This is a genomic window from Stutzerimonas stutzeri (genome assembly GCF_019090095.1).
Lineage (GTDB): Bacteria > Pseudomonadota > Gammaproteobacteria > Pseudomonadales > Pseudomonadaceae > Stutzerimonas > Stutzerimonas stutzeri_AN.
Window position 1 is genome coordinate 787,461 of record NZ_JAGQFP010000001.1, and the last position, 16,791, is coordinate 804,251.

The 16,791-nt window shown below is 61.8% G+C and carries 14 protein-coding genes, 3 tRNA genes and 1 pseudogene; 6 read left to right on the top strand and 12 right to left on the bottom strand.

What is annotated here, in order from left to right; all coding sequences use genetic code 11:
- The first annotated feature begins 24 nt into the window (after positions 1 to 24).
- Both KVO92_RS03325 and KVO92_RS03330 read left to right on the top strand, forming a co-directional pair.
- Positions 25 to 1,893, top strand: a complete 1,869-nt coding sequence (locus KVO92_RS03325) for a di-heme-cytochrome C peroxidase (RefSeq protein WP_217474261.1) — start codon at positions 25 to 27, stop codon at positions 1,891 to 1,893.
- A gap of 19 nt (positions 1,894 to 1,912) precedes the next feature.
- Positions 1,913 to 3,049, top strand: a complete 1,137-nt coding sequence (locus KVO92_RS03330; RefSeq protein ID WP_217474262.1) for a catalase family protein — start codon at positions 1,913 to 1,915, stop codon at positions 3,047 to 3,049.
- Between the two features lie 69 nt (positions 3,050 to 3,118).
- Here the strand turns inward: KVO92_RS03330 and KVO92_RS03335 are convergent, their stop codons facing one another.
- The 4 genes from KVO92_RS03335 to KVO92_RS03350 all read right to left on the bottom strand — a co-directional run bounded on the left by KVO92_RS03335 (position 3,119) and on the right by KVO92_RS03350 (position 6,813).
- Positions 3,119 to 3,817 carry a Crp/Fnr family transcriptional regulator gene (locus KVO92_RS03335; RefSeq protein WP_217474263.1) on the bottom strand — a complete coding sequence of 233 codons (699 nt, stop codon included), beginning with the start codon at positions 3,815 to 3,817 and terminating at the stop codon, positions 3,119 to 3,121.
- Positions 3,818 to 3,995: 178 nt separating this feature from the next.
- Positions 3,996 to 4,451 carry a DUF6306 domain-containing protein gene (locus KVO92_RS03340; RefSeq protein WP_254621270.1) on the bottom strand — a complete coding sequence of 152 codons (456 nt, stop codon included), beginning with the start codon at positions 4,449 to 4,451 and terminating at the stop codon, positions 3,996 to 3,998.
- Positions 4,452 to 4,701: 250 nt separating this feature from the next.
- Entirely contained in the window at positions 4,702 to 5,466 is a 765-nt protein-coding gene (locus KVO92_RS03345; protein ID WP_217474264.1) for an SDR family NAD(P)-dependent oxidoreductase, read from the bottom strand.
- A 432-nt stretch (positions 5,467 to 5,898) separates the two neighbouring features.
- Complete coding sequence (locus KVO92_RS03350) at positions 5,899 to 6,813, bottom strand: pirin family protein (protein ID WP_217474265.1); 915 nt, start codon at positions 6,811 to 6,813, stop codon at positions 5,899 to 5,901.
- A 102-nt stretch (positions 6,814 to 6,915) separates the two neighbouring features.
- Here KVO92_RS03350 and KVO92_RS03355 point away from each other — a divergent pair, with 102 nt between their 5' ends.
- From KVO92_RS03355 to KVO92_RS03370, 4 genes are all read left to right on the top strand, one after another.
- On the top strand, positions 6,916 to 7,821 hold the full coding sequence (locus KVO92_RS03355) for a LysR family transcriptional regulator (protein WP_217474266.1): 906 nt from the start codon (positions 6,916 to 6,918) through the stop codon (positions 7,819 to 7,821).
- Between the two features lie 120 nt (positions 7,822 to 7,941).
- Entirely contained in the window at positions 7,942 to 8,541 is a 600-nt protein-coding gene (gene wrbA, locus KVO92_RS03360; protein ID WP_217474267.1) for an NAD(P)H:quinone oxidoreductase, read from the top strand.
- Between the two features lie 51 nt (positions 8,542 to 8,592).
- Positions 8,593 to 9,012: a nuclear transport factor 2 family protein gene (locus KVO92_RS03365; protein ID WP_217474268.1), complete on the top strand. Its 420-nt coding sequence runs from the start codon at positions 8,593 to 8,595 to the stop codon at positions 9,010 to 9,012.
- 156 nt (positions 9,013 to 9,168) lie between these two features.
- Complete coding sequence (locus KVO92_RS03370; protein ID WP_217474269.1) at positions 9,169 to 10,047, top strand: helix-turn-helix domain-containing protein; 879 nt, start codon at positions 9,169 to 9,171, stop codon at positions 10,045 to 10,047.
- Positions 10,048 to 10,266: 219 nt separating this feature from the next.
- Here the strand turns inward: KVO92_RS03370 and KVO92_RS03375 are convergent.
- The 8 genes and pseudogenes from KVO92_RS03375 to KVO92_RS03410 form a co-directional block, all read right to left on the bottom strand.
- Positions 10,267 to 11,189: pseudogene (locus KVO92_RS03375) on the bottom strand (NADP-dependent oxidoreductase).
- A gap of 25 nt (positions 11,190 to 11,214) precedes the next feature.
- The gene (locus tag KVO92_RS03380; RefSeq protein WP_217474270.1) at positions 11,215 to 11,646 is read right to left on the bottom strand and encodes a DoxX family protein; all 432 of its coding nucleotides are present in this window, start codon (positions 11,644 to 11,646) and stop codon (positions 11,215 to 11,217) included.
- Between the two features lie 361 nt (positions 11,647 to 12,007).
- Entirely contained in the window at positions 12,008 to 13,045 is a 1,038-nt protein-coding gene (locus tag KVO92_RS03385) for a GlxA family transcriptional regulator (protein WP_217474271.1), read from the bottom strand.
- A 703-nt stretch (positions 13,046 to 13,748) separates the two neighbouring features.
- Complete coding sequence (locus tag KVO92_RS03390; RefSeq protein WP_254621271.1) at positions 13,749 to 14,156, bottom strand: helix-turn-helix domain-containing protein; 408 nt, start codon at positions 14,154 to 14,156, stop codon at positions 13,749 to 13,751.
- Positions 14,153 to 15,469, bottom strand: a complete 1,317-nt coding sequence (locus tag KVO92_RS03395) for a type II toxin-antitoxin system HipA family toxin (RefSeq protein WP_217474273.1) — start codon at positions 15,467 to 15,469, stop codon at positions 14,153 to 14,155. Before KVO92_RS03395 ends, KVO92_RS03390 begins: the two co-directional genes overlap by 4 nt.
- Positions 15,470 to 16,228: 759 nt before the next feature.
- Positions 16,229 to 16,313 (bottom strand) — tRNA-Leu (locus KVO92_RS03400).
- Between the two features lie 47 nt (positions 16,314 to 16,360).
- Positions 16,361 to 16,436: transfer RNA gene (locus KVO92_RS03405), tRNA-His, on the bottom strand.
- Between the two features lie 31 nt (positions 16,437 to 16,467).
- Positions 16,468 to 16,544, bottom strand: a tRNA-Arg gene (locus tag KVO92_RS03410).
- Positions 16,545 to 16,791 lie beyond the last annotated feature (247 nt).

The following is a 16,791-nucleotide window of genomic DNA, read 5'->3' on the forward strand; positions in this document are numbered from 1 at the left end:
TTTCATCATTACAAGGACGTACCGATGCGATTGCTGCGACGTGCGCTGTTCGGATTGTTGTCGATCGCCGTGCTTGTTGCCGGCGTGGGGCTGTACTTCGTGGCCAATCCGAACCTGCCGGATTACGAGCCGCCCTCGGCGCTTGTCTATCTCGATCAGTGGAGCGAGGCCGACCGCCAAACGTTCTACTTCACCCCGCAGGGCACACAGGTCAAGGGCCTCGAGTACGACTGGTTCAAGGCGCTGGAACTGCCGTTCAGCCGGGACAAGTTCGCGGCGCCGGGCTACCTGGCCCGCTTCGGATTTCTGGTCGACCCGAAGCAGCAACCCACCCCCGCCAACCCGGCGAATCTGCCGGTCGGCTTTGCCCGCCATGAGGATGATGAAACCGGGCGCGCCTACCTCGATGTGACGTGCGCTGCCTGCCACACCGGAGAGCTGCGCTACAACGGGCAGGCCATCCGCATCGACGGCGGCGCGGCGATGCATTCGCTGGCCTCCACTGTGCCCACGTTGCGCGGCGGTGCTTTCGGGCAGGCGCTCGGCATGAGCATGGCGTTCACCTACTACAACCCCATCAAGTTCCGACGCTTCGCGAACGAGGTGCTGGGCGATGGCGAACACGACCATCAGCAACTGCGCCGAGACTTCAAGCAAGTGCTCGACCGGCTGCTCGGCACCGCACTCAACGACTGGCACCGCGGCCTCTATCCCACCGAGGAAGGCTTTGGTCGAACCGATGCCTTTGGGCGTATTGCCAATACCGCCTTCGGCGATGCGATCGACCCGTCCAACTACCGTATCGCCAACGCGCCCGTGAGCTATCCACAGCTGTGGGACATCTGGAAGTTCGACTGGGTGCAGTGGAACGGCTCGGCAATGCAACCAATGGCCCGCAACATCGGCGAGGCACTGGGCGTCGGGGCGCGGCTGCAGCTGTTACGTGAGAATGGCCAACCGATTCCGGAAGCCGAGCGCTATGCCTCCGGCGTTCGCGTCCGTGATCTGCACACCCTGGAGACCACCCTCGCCCGCCTCACCCCGCCGCGCTGGCCGGAGGACATCCTGGGCAAGATCGATCTGCAGCAGGCAAGCCTGGGGCGCACGCTCTACCGGGAGAATTGCGCGGGGTGCCATGACCCCAAGCCCAAGCCGGTCGACAAGCGCTTCGCGCCCGATCGGGACCCGGAATGGCGCATGCGAGTGATTCCAACGGCGTTTGTCGGAACGGATCCAACCGCGGCCGACAACATTGCCGATCACCGTTTCGACCTTTCACGGCTCGGCTGGACGCCAGAGGAACTGGCGCGGCTGGACGTACGCCTCTACGGCGAGCCCGCTGGCACGTTGGATCTCGGTAGCGTCTCCAGCGCGAAGGGCCTGGCGTATATCACCGCCTACGTCGAAAACCGTGCCTACCAGGATGCGGGCATCACCGCCCAGGAGCGCGCTGAGTTCGACGGTTTTGCCCTGCCGATCGGGGTGCAGGAGCTGCGCGGATACAAGGCGCGACCGCTCGACGGCATCTGGGCGACGCCCCCCTTCTTGCATAACGGCTCGGTACCGACCCTGTTCCAGCTGCTGTCGCCGCTGGCCGAACGCCAGAAGCGCTTCTGGGTAGGCAATCGCGAATACGACCCGCGCCAGGTCGGCATCCGCACCGAGCGTTTCGATGGCGGGTTCCTGCTCGACACAGCGATCACCGGCAATGCCAACCGCGGCCATGAGTTCCGCGCGGGCTGCCGGGGCGGCGGCGTCATTGGCAGAGCCCTGTCACCTGACGAGCGCTGGGCGCTGGTGGAATACCTGAAAGTGCTCGGCGACGCCCGGTTCGAGCCCCGCTTGACGGACACGGCGGCCCGTCCTCGCACCACACCGCCAACCTGCAACTGACTCTGCAAAGGATATGCGTATGCTCACCAAACTCTGGCTGGCGTTCGGACGCCTGCTTGGCCGCCTGCTCCTCGTCGTGGCCGTCGTTGGCCTGGCCGGCTGGGCGATCAGCATGCTGGTGTACCACTTCAAGCACAGCGGGCCCGTGTCGGCCGAAGAACAGATCGCCCCGAGCGAGGCGGCCGATACCCAGGCAATCATCGACAACGCGATTGCGGTCGTCGCCCAGCATAGCGAAAACACGCGCGTGCTTCGCGACGCCCATGCCAAGGCGCATGGCTGCGTGAGGGCGCAGGTCCGGGTCCGAGACGATCTCGATGTGGCGCTGCGCCAAGGTGTGTTCGCCGAGCCCGGTCGCACCTGGCAGGCCTGGATGCGGCTTTCGAACGGCAATGCCTATCCGCAGTTCGACCGCATCAGGGATGCGCGCGGCATGGCCATCAAGCTGCTCGACGTACCCGGCGACAAGCTCACCCACGACCCCCGTCATGCCAGTGAGCAGGACTTCGTGATGTTCAACCATCCGGTGTTCTTCGTTCGCGACGTGGCCGAGTACCGCACCAACTTCGCTGCCCAAGCCGAAGGCAAGCGGATACTGGCCTTCTTTCCGCACCTCGATCCGCGTAGCTGGGAGGTTCGTCACCTGTTCATAGCGCTGCAGACACTCGCCCCTGCCCCTGAAAGCCCCGTGGCAACGACGTACAGCTCCGTGGCGCCGTACAAGTTCGGGCCGCACAACGTGAAGTACCGGGTCGTACCAGCGCCCAGTCAATGTCCGGACTACCAGCTGCCCGAGCAGAACCGCGACCTGCCCAATTTCCTGCGCAGCGCGCTCTATCGGCAGCTTTCGCTGGATCGCGCTCCGGCCTGCTTTCAACTTCAGGTCCAGAGGCAGAACACGGACCATTACATGCCTATCGAAGATACGAGCATCGAGTGGGACGAAGCCATTTCGCCCTTCGAAGCGGTTGCGGATATCCGGGTCCCAGCCCAGGATTTCGATAGCCCCGAGCAGAATCTGGCGTGCGACAACCTGTCGTTCAACCCATGGCACGCCCTGCCAGAACATCGCCCGATCGGCGGAATAAACCGCCTGCGCCGGGCCGTCTACGAGGCCATCAGTGCCTATCGGCATGAGCGTAACGAGCCCAACTGATCAACGCCCGTGTAGCCGGACGGCAATGGCGTGAAGACTCGCATGCAGAGCGGGTAACGGGCCCGGTGGTCAGCCGTTGGCCACCATCCGGGCGCTGGGGATTTCGCAGTCGCTTGGATGAAGCATGTCGGACAAGGCTGGCCCCGCCGGGCACTCATCGCCGTCGACGGCCCGCTTGAAAAGGGTCTCCTGCGCGATACGGTAAAGCTGTTCGGGCGCGTGAATGACCATTTCCCGTCCGCGAACCTCGAGAATCCCGTCAGCACGCAAGCCTGAAAACACGCGCGAGACGGACTCGATGGCCAGGCCCAGGTGATTGGCCAGCTCCCAGCGGGCCATGGGCAAGCGTATGCGCGTCGCCGATAGATTCCGGACAGCCAGCTGCGTCATGAGCTGCACGATGAACCGAGCCACGCGCGTCCTCGATCGCGGGGCTGCCAGCCGCAGTCGCGCCTGCCGGTTATGCCGCAACTCCCGGCTGAGGTGCCGCAGCAGTAAGCGGTTCAGCCCCGGACTGCTAACGCTCATCTGTTTCAGCGCATCGACGGATATCGCGCAGATTGCCGTGGTTTGCAGCGCCGTCAGTGTGCCGCTGTACGTACCGTCGTACAGCGCACTGACGCCGACGAACTCGCCCGCCAGCACGAAGCCGAAGATGCGCTCTTCACCCTCGTCGTCCACTTGCGAATTACGCACCGCGCCGGTGCGGATCATGTAAAGAGAACGGGCCGGCTGACCCGCCTGGAACAGCACATCGCCTTTGTTCAACACGGGCTCCTGCGTGATCAGTCGATCCAGAGCGACCAGGTCGACGCGACTCAGTACGGCCGGCAAGCACTGGTTGGCTCTCACACAGCGCAGGCATTGGGGGGCTGCCACGGATTCAATCAAGGTTTGTGGTTCCAAAGAGGCTTTCAGTCAGCGCGCCGTTCAAGCTTCGACTCGTTCACACGGATTGACGCAGCGAGTCGGCGTGAGCGCAGTAGTCGTCGCTGTTGATCTCGTGCGTTCGCAACACGGCCTCCAACTGCTGGCGAATCTCGGGATGGTCGACCGATGTGAGTAGCGCCTCGAGCTTTCGGATGACCCAGCGCTGGCCGCGGTCGACCAATTCGAGACGGTCGCCAAGGTCCGAAATCGCCATGCATTTTTCGTAGAACGCGCCTCGTTCGTGCCCCGGCTCGACACCCAGCAGAGCCAGGCATTCACGCAACCGCTTGCAGCTATCCGCCTCGCCCTGGCGGACCCTCTCCAGCACGCTGCGCTGCAGATCGGTTTGCGCTTCGGCGAGACTGGCCGTAGCGACCTGGACCCCTGCCCGCTCTGCGCTCAGCAACTCGCCAAGCGCTTCGATCAGCGCCTGACGTTCTCTTGCCACGCTGCCCTCAGCCATCTCAGCCATCTCCAGCCTCCCTTGATCGAAACACCTTGCTCGTCGGGCCATGCACGCCACGGGCGCGATATGGCGTGCCGGCATCCTAGGGCGTCCCAACGGTTATCGAAAATGAAATCCGCTGGTTGTTGAGCGCAAAATTTTTGCACTGAACCCGTCGAGGGCTGACGCCTGGCGGTAGAACCGAGCAGGTGCGGTCGCGATTTCGCAACCGATGCGCTTGCGCCGGTGCGGGTTGGCGCAAGCGCATCGCGCCAGGTCAGCCCACCGCGACCGTCATGCCGCCGTCGGCCATGACCACCGACCCAACCATGAAGCTCGCACGATCGGAGGCCAGGAAGGCAACAATCTCGGCGATTTCCTCAGGCTGTGCTGCACGGCCAATCGGCGCACCCTCCCCGTGCTGCGCCAGAAAGCCGGGGCCGTCATCGACCACGTCATTGAGGATGTTGGTGACCACATCGCCTGCGCCAATGGCATTCACGCGGATCCCATGCTCGATGGCTTCGAGCGCCAGTGTGCGGGTCAGCTGAGCCAGTGCACCTTTCGATGCCGTGTACGCCGCGATGGTTGGGAAGGCGAAGTAAGAGGCGTAAGACGCGATGTTGACGATGGCGCCGGACCTGTTGGGCATCATGGCCTTTACGGCTTCGCGACAGTGCAGGAAGGCTGCGGTGGCATTGACCGCCTGGATACGCTCCCAATCCTGCCGAGTCATGTCCACGACGCGCTTATTGATGATGATCCCAGCGTTGTTGACCAGGATGTCCAGCTGACCAAACCGCTCGACGGCCAGGCCAACGGCACGCTCAGCGGCGCCGTCTTCGCTGATGTCGGCCACCAGCGGTACCAGATCTGGCCGCGCCAGCTCTTCCACCGCGGGGTTGAGATCCTCGGCAATGACCTTTGCGCCACGTGCATGCAGCATCAGCGCAATGGCTTTACCGATCCCACTGGCAGCGCCGGTGACCAGGGCAACCTTGCCTTCGACTTCCTGCGGGACGGTGTTCTTGATATCAGCCATGGTATTTCCTCCAGAGTCGGGGCCAGGCGAACAGTCGCCGGCCTGCACCCTTCGGGGTGCCGTCGTTGGTGACGGCGCTACTGTCTCGCAGCCGGCCGAGCGCGGCTTTCGGACGTTTGCCTAGGCTGTCGGGGTTTTGCGCCAAGCTGATCGGATTGCAGCGCAACAGCAACTGCTGCCGGCGGGAGGCCCGACGAACGCGGCTCGCTGACAAGCCCCGTCGCCGCGACGATTTCCGAGCTTCGGCTGAGGCAGCTTTTGCACTCCAGCGCCCGAGCGATGGCCCCCGCCGACTCGTCAGCGAAACCCAGCAGCGACATACCATTGGTGAGCAATGCCGCAACGGCGATAGCGTAGAAGCGATACGAATTGTTCATGATGGGAGCTCTAGAAGCTAAACATGCAAACGCTGCATCTGCTGTCGAACCCTGATCACTTGAAGCGCCAGCGCGCTCCGGAATCGGGCAACGGTATGTAGTCGTCATCGCCCGGCACTTCCGCAAACCGGCGCGCACGCCAATCGTCAGCCGCTTGCAGAATGCGGTCCTGCCGACTGGAAACGAAGTTCCAATAGATATGACGGGGCCCGTCCAGCGGCTCCCCGCCAAGCAGCATCAGGCGAGCGCCGCCCAGTGCGCGGATAACAACATGGCTCCCGGGCCGCAGGACAACCAATTGATCCGCGCCGAAACGCCCGGCTTGCCCCACCACCTCGACCTCCCCGCTAACCACATACAGCGCGCGCTCGATGTGCTCGGCCGAGATGTGATAGCGGGAACCGGCGTCCAGTTGCAGATCGGCATAGAACAGGTCGGAGAAAGTCCGAGTCGATGCACGCTGGCCTTCGAGAGAACCCGCCAGCAGCTTAAGCGTCACGCCCTCGCCCTCGACGGTCGGGAGCGCAGGTGCGCTCAGGTGCTGAAAGCCTGGCTCGGTTTCTTCATGTGCCTGGGGCAACGCCACCCACGCCTGCAACCCCATGAGCGTGCCACCGCTGGCCCGCACCGGATCGCTGGAGCGCTCGGAATGGACGATACCGCGACCGGCAATCATCAGGTTGAGCTCGCCCGCTTGCAGCTGTTGGGTATGACCGGCGCTGTCGCGGTGCAGCATCTCACCCTCGAGCAGGTAGCTGATGGTGGCCAAGCCAATGTGTGGATGCGGGCGGGTATCGATGCCCTCACCTGCACCAAATACGACAGGGCCGAAGCTGTCGAGAAACACGAAGGGGCCAACCATGCGCCGTTGCGCCGACGGCAGCGCACGGCGCACGTCGAATCCGCCGATGTCACGCACGTTGGGCAGGATGATCTGTTCGATCGGAGCGTTTGCGGTCTGGAGGGTCATGGTGGGTCTCGCTGAGCGGCTGATTGGATGAGCTCACTCTAGGCCGCCGTGCTTTTCAGCAATAGCCAGGTAATATGCATCGAAACGTTCGAGGAATTAGAAATGGTCTCCGATCCCGGTACCCCTACGCTCGACCAGCTGCGTGTGTTTCTAGCCGTCGTGGAAGTCGGCAGTTTCGCCGGAGCCGCCCGCAAACTGCACCGCGCTACGTCCGTGGTGAGCTACTCGATCGCCAATCTGGAGATGCAACTGGGCGTCAGCCTGTTCGACCGCAAGACCACACGCAAACCACAACTGACCGACGCCGGCCGCACCGTGCTGGCCGAGGCCAGGACGATCTACAACGGTATCGACGGCCTGCGCGCCAAGGTCCGCGGCCTGCTGCATGGCCTGGAGGCCGAGGTCCATCTGGTGCTCGATGTCATGTTGCCGAGCGAGCGGATCGTCGATGCACTCAAGACATTCCGAGAGCAGTTCCCCACCGTGTCTCTGCATCTGCATATGGAGGCCCTGGGCGCCGTGACACAGCGCGTACTCGACCGCAGTGCCACCTTGGGTGTCAGCGGCCCGCTGACGACGAGCATCGATGGTATCGAGCGCATCGGCATCGGCAAGGTTGCCTTGATCCCAGTGGCTGCACCGAACCATCCATTGGCCGCCGATGGCCCTCACCTGCCCGGTGCCGGCCGCGACCATGTGCAATTGGTATTGAGCGACCGCTCGACGCTGACCGCGGACCAGGAGTTCGCGGTGGTCGGCACACGAACCTGGCGCCTGGCGGATCTGGGTGCCAAGCACATGCTGCTTCGCGAGGGCATCGGCTGGGGCAACATGCCAGAGCCCATGGTGCGCGATGACGTGGCTGCGAACCGGCTGGTACCACTGGACTTACCCGACTGCGCTGGCGGCGATTATCAGTTCGACGTCATCTACCGCACCGATACGCCGCCTGGGCCGGCAGCGAAGTGGCTGATCGAGCGATTCCGCGAGCAGGCACACACTCATTAGCGTTCTATAAAATCGAACGTAACGGTCGATATTAGGCGGCTATTTCCGAACGATCCTCCATGAGAAAGTGCTCTCCATCACGGCGACACATCGTCAGCCACTACGTTGAGAAGACATCACATGGCAAAGGTTCTGGTTCTGTACTACTCGTCCTACGGTCACCTGGAAACGATGGCCCACGCCGTGGCCGAAGGCGCGCGTGCCGCTGGCGCACAGGTCGACGTCAAGCGCGTGCCTGAAACGGTGCCCGAAGAAATCGCCCGTAACGCCCACTTCAAGCTCGATCAGTCCGCTCCGGTGGCAACCGTCGCCGAGCTCGAACACTACGACGCGATCATCGTCGGCACCGGTACTCGCTTCGGGCGGATCAGCAGCCAGTTGGCCGCATTCCTCGATCAGGCCGGCGGTCTGTGGGCCCGTGGCGCATTGAATGGCAAGGTCGGTGGCGCCTTCACCGCGTCCGCTACCCAGCACGGCGGCCAGGAGACCACCCTGTTCTCCATCATCACCAACCTGCTGCACTTCGGCATGACCATCGTCGGCTTGCCCTATAGCCACCAGGGCCAGATGGGCGTAGCCGAAGTGGTGGGCGGCGCACCCTATGGCGCTACCACCATTACCGACGGCGACGGTTCACGCCAGCCCAGCGAAACGGAACTGGCCGGTGCACAGCACCAGGGCGAACTGATCGCCCGTACCGCCACCAAGCTATTCGGCTGATCTGCAAGAGGCTCGCACACCGCGGGCCCTCCCCCCATAGGAGCACACACCATGGCAACGGCCGCAGAACTGCTGCAACTGCATTTCGATACCTTTGTCGATGAGCCAGAGCGTTGGCAGACGCTGATCGCTGACGATCTGCGCTGGGAATTGCCTTTCGCGCCAACGCTAGGACACCCGGCCTGCCTGATAGGACGCGATGCGGTATTAGCGCACGTAGGCTGGTTCGTTGGGGCAGTCGAGGACTTCCGTTTCTACGATCTGAAAATCCATCCCGGCGCCACCCCATCCGAGGCTAGCGCAGAGGTGAAGGCCGAGGGGCTGATCAAGCCGACCGGCCGACGCTATCAACAGGACTACGTGCTGTTCGTGCGTGTCGAAAATGACAAACTCACTTTCATCCGCGAGTACTTCGACCCGGTACGCGCAGCCATCGCGCTGAACGCCCCCATCCCGGCGCTGGCAGGCTGAACCTTCTGGATGCACCTGCGCCCGCGCGCTACGCTATCGAACGCCGCCCTCAACCGAGGGCATTGTCGTTGGATAAGCCCTCTGAATCCGCCCGAAACCACCCCTTCCCCTGCGCAGGCCACGCATCTGACTGCTGAGCGCATTTCAGCCGAGTCCATGCTGCACTACCTGCCGAGCGAGCATCTCGCCCTGCCCCTGTGGCCAGGTTTGCACGACGTGGTCGTGCAATTCTTCAAGCACCACAGCATCACCGAGCCCGTTCTGATTCCCGCCGTTGCCGAACCGCTGCTGGTTATCGTGATGGCAGGTTCGGCTATCGTTGATGAACGTTCGCCGGGCGGGGAATGGGTATCCACCGAAGTGCAAGCGGGCGACTTCTACCTCACCAGCACTGCCCTGCCCTATGAAATGCGCTGGCAAACCTGCGGTGGCAACAGCTTCGAGGTGATGCACCTGTATCTGGCCCACTCGCTGGTCGAACTGGCATGCCAAGACGTGCTGGGAGGCCAGCCGGCACCGGTCAGCTTCCTGGACGTTTCCGGTGAGCGCGACGAACTGGTACGGATACTGGCCGAGCAACTGCGCCTGGAACTGATGGAACGGCGCGAGCCCAGCCCCCTGTTTGTCCGGAGCCTGGCCCAGGCGCTGACGGTCCACCTGATCCGGACCTACCGCGACCCGCAAGCTAATACTCGGCGCAGCAATGCGTTGCAGGCCTACAAACTACGCCGCGTCATCGACCACATGAATCAGCACTTGGCCGAGGACTTTTCCCTCGCCGACCTGGCTGAAGCGGCGCAACTGAGCGAGTACCACTTCAGTCGCCTGTTCAAGCGCGCCACCGGCCTGTCCCCGTCGCAGTACTTCATCCGCCTGCGCATGGCGCGGGCCCGCCAGCTGTTGCTCGAAACCGACCACAGCGTGATCGACATTGGCATGGAGGTGGGTTACTCGAGCCCCAGTCATTTTTCCCAGGTATTTCGTCGTGAAGTAGGCGTGACGCCCAGTGCCTACCGCAACCCGGGACACGATTAGAGGACTCGGATATCAGGCCCCGATCGGCAACTCGACACCGCCTTGTCTCGGTCACGTCGCGGCGTCGGCTTGAAGACGTTTACCTAGCGTTTCTAGCAGCAGCAGATCTCACATCGAGAAGAGCCTAGGTGCGCCGGGTCTGACGGAGCGCTGCTCAGGCACCGGGTTGACGCGCACAAAGAAAAGCCGGGCTAGGCCCGGCTCTTTCATCGCTGTAGATCATCGACTGGCATCGAGCACCAGCTTGCCGCGTGTGTGCCGGCCCCAGCTCTTACGCAGGGCGCCTTCAGCCCGGGACAGGGGCAATACCTCCACGTCGATCGTCAGATCGCCAGCGTCGAACAACGCCGCGATCTCGGCCAACTGAACGCCGTCGGAGCGCGTCGCGAAATGCTTGCCCGTCGCACCGACCTCCGCCGCTCGACCTGCATCGGGGGGGCTCACTGGCGATACCAGAACACCGCCGACTTTCAGCACGGCCCAGGAACGGTCCTGCGTATCACCACCGACCAGATCCAGTACCACATCGACCTTGTCGTCACGGTTTCGAACCGGGTTTGGGTGTAGTCGATGACCTGATCGGCACCCAGCGACTTCAGATAGTCGTGGTTGCGCGCCGATGCCGTGGCGATCACAGTCGCACCGGCAACCCGAGCCATCTGCACCGCCATGCTGCCAACGCCACCAGCAGCACCGTGAATCAGCACCGTCTGTCCGTCCCTGACCTGTGCATGCTCATGCAATGCCTGCCAGGCGGTGAGCGCGGCGGCCGGGACGCCGCTGGCTTCCAGCGCGGACAACCGTCCCGGGCGGTGCGCCAGTCGACTGGCAGCCGCCGCAACCTGCGTGGCATAGCCGCCAACGATCCCGATAAAGCCGAACACCTCATCACCCACGGCAAAGTTTTCAACGCCCTCGCCAACCTCAGTGACCCGCCCCGCCACTTCGACGCCTGGCGTGTAAGGCAGCTCCAACGGAATGAAGGCTTGCATGGCTCCGGACAGGATTTTCCAGTCGATCGGGTTTACCCCACTTCCGGCCACCTCGATCAGTACTTCGCCTGGCCCCGGGGCGAGAGTCGGACGTTCTTGCAGGCTAAGCCCTTCGGGTTGGCCGTATTGCGCTACGCGAATCGCTTTCATCGGTTATTCCTCCTGTATTCCGAAATCAGGCGCGACGCGCATCCAGGCTGAACCGGCCGGCGCCGAACGCCACGACCTGCAGCAGCCCACCTGCCATGGCGATGTTCTTGAAGAAGTGAATGAACTGGTTCTGGTCGCCCAGCTGGTTATGGAAGGCCAATGCCGTGGCGACGCTGAACGCGGCCAGTGCAGCCGCAACGAGGCGAGTGCGGTAGCCGAGAATCAGCGCAATGCCGCCCCCCAATTCCACGAGCACGGCTATTGCGAGGGCCAGGGTTGGGAATGGCAGACCGACCGACTCGATGTAGCCAATCATGCCGGCCGGGGCGCTGACCTTCGAAATTCCCGAGAGGATGAAGATCGCGCTGAGCAGTACGCGTCCGGCCAGCGAGGCTGAGGAGGACGCTGCGAATGTGACGTTGTTGGTGGTAGCGGAGAGAGCTGCCGACTGAGTCATGATTGTTTCCTCTTAAGGGGTCACCACCTTGGTGAGCCGCAGTGAGGAAATCATGCCCTCAGAGCACTTAACTAAATAGACGACAAATATCGAACGAGATGTTCTAGCCAGTAGAAAAGAAGCGGAACGTTGTACGCCCCTGTCCAGACCAAGCCGGCCCAATACCGGTAACGGCTAAGGCCATCCCGATGAGCTCATCGGTCTCCATGATGATGGGCGACTCCAGTCGCCCGGACTTCGCCATTGGCTACCGCCCAGGCGTGGCGCAAGGGAAGGTACCGGGACCGCACAGCACGAGTCGGTTCCCGCACGGCAACGCCGCGTCTAACGGCTCTTCAATCGAAACCCGCGGTTTGCCTGATCACCGGGCTACCTGCGTGCCGGCGCGGAAGCGCCCTGGCGCCACATCGAAGAACTCGCGAAAGCAACGACGGAAATGCGAGCTGCTGACGAAACCGCTGGCGACGGCGATATCTGTGAGCGACTTGTTCGTCTGCTGCAACAGCTGTCGCGCTCGGGTCAGGCGCAGTTCCAGGTAATAGCGAGAGGGTGTGGCGTTAACGTGGCGGTAGAACAGGCGCTCTAGCTGGCGGCGAGAGAGCTTTACGCAGTCGGCGATTTCGCTCACGGTCAGAGGCTCTTCGATATTGTTGTGCATCAGCTCCAATGCCAGCTTGAGATGCTGCGGTAAAGTCGGGTTGTAGTCGACCGCGACCACCGACACGTCCATGACGTCTTTCATCTTGTCGCAACTGAGCACCTCGTCCACCGCATTGACCAGGCTCTCGCCACCGTCACGCTTGAGCACCTCCAGCATCATCCCCAGCGAACTGTTGGCGCCAGCGCAGCCGATACGCTCACGGTCCAGCACGAACGCACGATTGGACAGCCGCACCTTGGGGAATAGCTCGGCCATCATCGCCCGGCCGTCCGGGTGGAACGCGCAATCGTAACCGTTCAGCAAGCCCGCCTCGGCGAGGAAATAGGCGCCGTTCCAGAGACCACCGAGATTGGCCCCGGCCGCATCGGCCGAACGCAGCTTGGCCCTGAGCAGCGGATCGGCCTGCAGGCGTACGCGAAAACCGCCGCAGACGACGATCAGCTGCTGCTCCTTCTCTTTCAGCTCGGCGAGGCGGCAGTCCGCCGAGATTGCAATGCCCAGGTCGCTGACGACCATCTCCTCGGCGCCACCGACCACCAGCACGTCATACAGCGGCTCTGCGCTCATCAGATTGGCCGTGATCAGCGCATCCACGGCGCCCGTGAACGCCATCATCGAGAAATTCTCGCGCAGGACAAAGGCCACTCGACGCCGCGGCATCACGCCCCCGTCGCGAGACACCCTGTCGAGGTGGGCAAGGTTTTTGTTTTTCAGCACGCTTTCGAACGAAGATCTCATCTGACAACTCTCAAGCGACACGCTTAAATCGGCTATCTAAACGTCACGGCCAACCGCCCACGTCGAGACGGACCACGACCCGAGTCAGCAGCACGCGCGTCACAGCCGTACCCGTTCGCCGCGACGCTGCCTTTGGCCGGTCGTGCAACCTTAACCCTGTCAGGCGTCCACACATGTCGCATTAGCGACATCCGTTTAGCAGCTAGGTCTGTGATCGATCAGATGTCCTGCGAGGTTTGCCGCTGGCGGAGCGATGCAGCGATCAGACGCTGACCACCTATTGCGGCAGCGCGCTTGGCTGCGTCGCCGAATCGGACAGATCGCAACGTTTGCAATCCCGGCGATCGATCAGGCCCGCTAAACACACTGAAGCGTGCCTCGAGCCTGCGATGAGTGATTGGGCGATGCGATAGGCCGTCGCTGGATCGGTACGAACGTGCCTGAACGGCGAATCGCCGGGCACAAAAAAGCCCCTGTTACGGGGCCTTCATGGGAGAGCTGTCCCGTCCTGAATAAGGTTTACACCTTTCCCGCGAGCCTTTGGAGGACTCGAAGGAGCAAGGTGTTAAGCGAACGCAGCGTGATTATTCGCCGACTTTTTAAATTGGCGCTGGTCGATCAGGTCGAAAAGGGCGAGCTGAAATGAAAGGCGAGCCAATGAAGACTTCACGCACCCAACAAACCAGCCCTGCTCTAGTTCTGCTTACTTTCGCTCGTCGTTCTTATCCGGCGGAGTGGGCGTTGCCCCTCCTCGCCGTTCGACATATTGGCGCCGCGGGTTGGCTCCGCGGGCCGGGCGGGTCGCATCGCGCTGCGGTTCACGCAGAGCAACTGAAGAGACAGGTATACCCGCTACGAGCCCCAGGCGAAGCCCGAATTTCCTCAGGATCGTCTCGATGGTGCCGAGGGTCGGGTTACCTTTATCGGTCTCTATCTGGTACAGGGCTTTGGTAGACAGATTGCACATCGAGGCGAAGGTGGCCTGGTCGAAACCGGTCACCTCGAGGCGCAACCGGCGGATCGAGGTCCCCAGCGTCTCCCTTCCCGACGCATGAGCATGCATGATGTCGTCGATGATCTGCTTGCGTTGCGCATTGCTGGGCGTGCTCATTTCAACCCCCATTCCGCCAGACGCGTGTCCAAGTTGTTCAAGGGGATGGCCTGGGCCTCGCGCACCTCCGCGGGCAAATCGGCCAACAGATCGGGTAATGCCCTGAACGTCTGCGCGGCCCCACGGAGGCGCTCGAACAGTGTCGCTGGATCGGTAATGGCGGGGAAATAGTCGCAGATCGCTCGCCAGTCCGGGCTCCCCCTGTGTTCTGGCCGCCACTTCGTCACTCGCGTGACGCCTTCGGGGTCCAGGACCATCGGCGCAAGGTCATAGATCGGCGCCAGTTCAAACTTGCCGCCATATCGGAAGATCGCCATGTTGCGGCCGTGGTTGTCGGAGTTGCCGAGGATCCGATTCAATAGGTCGCGCCGCAAATACTCGAACACGAGTTCCTCGAGTTCGCCAACCTGGTTGTTGGTGGTCCACAGTCCGATCAACCGGCCCAGCACGTCCTCATGGTTCATCCTCGACCCCGGAACGGTGTTCCCGCAGATTGAGTAGATCGACTCGACCGGAATCCTTGTGACGCCGCCTCGATCGACTCGCCGATCAAAGCGTGGCATCCACAGGCTTGGCTTCTCGGCTTCTTCAAGCACCAGGCCGTCGGTCGACACCGTGTTCAAGCCAAGGGCAGCAACGGCCCTGTAGTAATGGTACTCGGCGCGCAAGATATTCTTGTCCCGCTCGGTCACCTGGTTGCGGGCGAACTTGACCAGCCAATGACGCCTGGCCTGGTCGTCGGCTAGCATCGCGTCTGCATACAGCGCGCCATCTTGGCCTTCGACCATCAGCAGCTTCGGCGCTTCGCCCTGTGCACCGGTAGCACCACCCAGCGCAGCCCCTGATTCGTAGGCGTACTCGAGGAAATCGTTGGTCCTATCGACGACTTCGCGGCGAGGGAATGCTTCCCGGCGCGTCTGGTCAACGTGTTCGAAGGACTCTTTGACCCGCAGATGACCGATCGACGAAGGGGTACAGCGGCTTAGCAGAAAGAAATCGAGATCGACTCCGTCGGGCTTCTCACCGCCGAAGCGCTTTTCCAGCGATTTTCGAGCGGCCCCGGCTGGCATCAGGTCGTAGACGAAGGCAGGATAACCCTTGGTCTCGACCAGATTCCAATTAACCGGCAGGTTCACGCTGATGGCCGGCTCGAGAAGCGAGTCCAGTTCTCCGATGAAGTCGACTAGATACGGCTGCAAGTAGGACGTTGTGCATCTCGCCTCCCCCACGTGTTGGATGTCTGTAATCGAGAGCACCTGTGCATCTCGCCAGCGTCCCTCGACATGGGTCTGTATCGTGAGTTCTCCAACCATAGCCAGCCTAATGACCTAATCGGTACTGTAGTTCCGAATCTACCGCAGACAAGCCGATTAGTCAGCATTAAAATACCTAAAGAAGCCGAAACCGAACAATAACAGGCACTATAGTACCGATAAAGACCTCCGCAGCCGTCGACGCAGTACAGCCACAAGCGCTGCACGACGCGCATCTATCGCATTTCAGGCGTTTTCCAGCCAAGCAGCGTCCCAGAGGATCCGGCTCGCCAATCAATGAGCGGGAGCTGTCCAGCCGCTCGAGAAGCGCATCACGTGCATCTTCGTTTCACTGTTGCACTTGCGACTGCCGAGCCTTACGGCCTTGGCCTTGTTGCGTAAGCCGCGGGGTCCGAAAGGCGCCTCACTCGTCAGCAACCTCGCGGAATCGCTTTTTGGACAGGTGTCCAACGCTGTTTCGGAGGGTCAACGCCGTCGGCAAGCTTAACTCGGACAGCTTTTGCCTTTTTTCCTTATGGCTATGGCGGAAGGTCCAGTACTTACTACCGTTGCGGTGCACAAGTACGCCAGCCCGTTACGTGTAGTCCTTGTGCGCCGGCTTTGCCTGTCTTACGGCTGTGTCTGAAAACGCCATGTCCAAACCCTCGGTCACATTCGTTTGGGACACATAAGTACAGCTTGACCCGCGGGGATGGTAGGTCTTAAGAGGAGCTGATAAACGAACAGGCACAAAAAAGCCCCTATGACGGGGCTTTCAGGGTTTTCGGAGTCCTCCTGAGAGGACTCAAAATCATGTGATGGTGCGGACGGAGAGACTCGAACTCTCACACCTTGCGGCGCCAGAACCTAAATCTGGTGTGTCTACCAATTTCACCACGTCCGCAAAACTTCTAAACGAAAACGCCAGGCAGCGCCTGGCGTTTCGGAATATGGGGTGGACGATGGGGTTCGAACCCACGACCGCAGGAGCCACAATCCTGTGCTCTACCAACTGAGCTACGCCCACCATATTGCCTTGCTTGTGCCAGAGCCCGAAATGGCGCACCCGGCAGGACTCGAACCTGCGACCATCCGCTTAGAAGGCGGATGCTCTATCCAGCTGAGCTACGGGCGCTTTTAGCTGCATTCCCATCTGAGCGCAGACTTCAAGCTTCAGCTAATGAGGATCTAACCCCTCAAAAGCCGTCTTACCCAGCAGCAAGCTGTGCTCGACAAGCGGGGCGAATCTTAATGGTCTACCTACACCCCGTCAACAGCAATTTCGAAAAAAAATCAGTCTGGTAAAGGAGTTACGGGAACCGATCTCTGCTTCGCCTTTGCCGGACGATACCGTCGTGCGAGAATGCGCGTCCTTTTTCAGT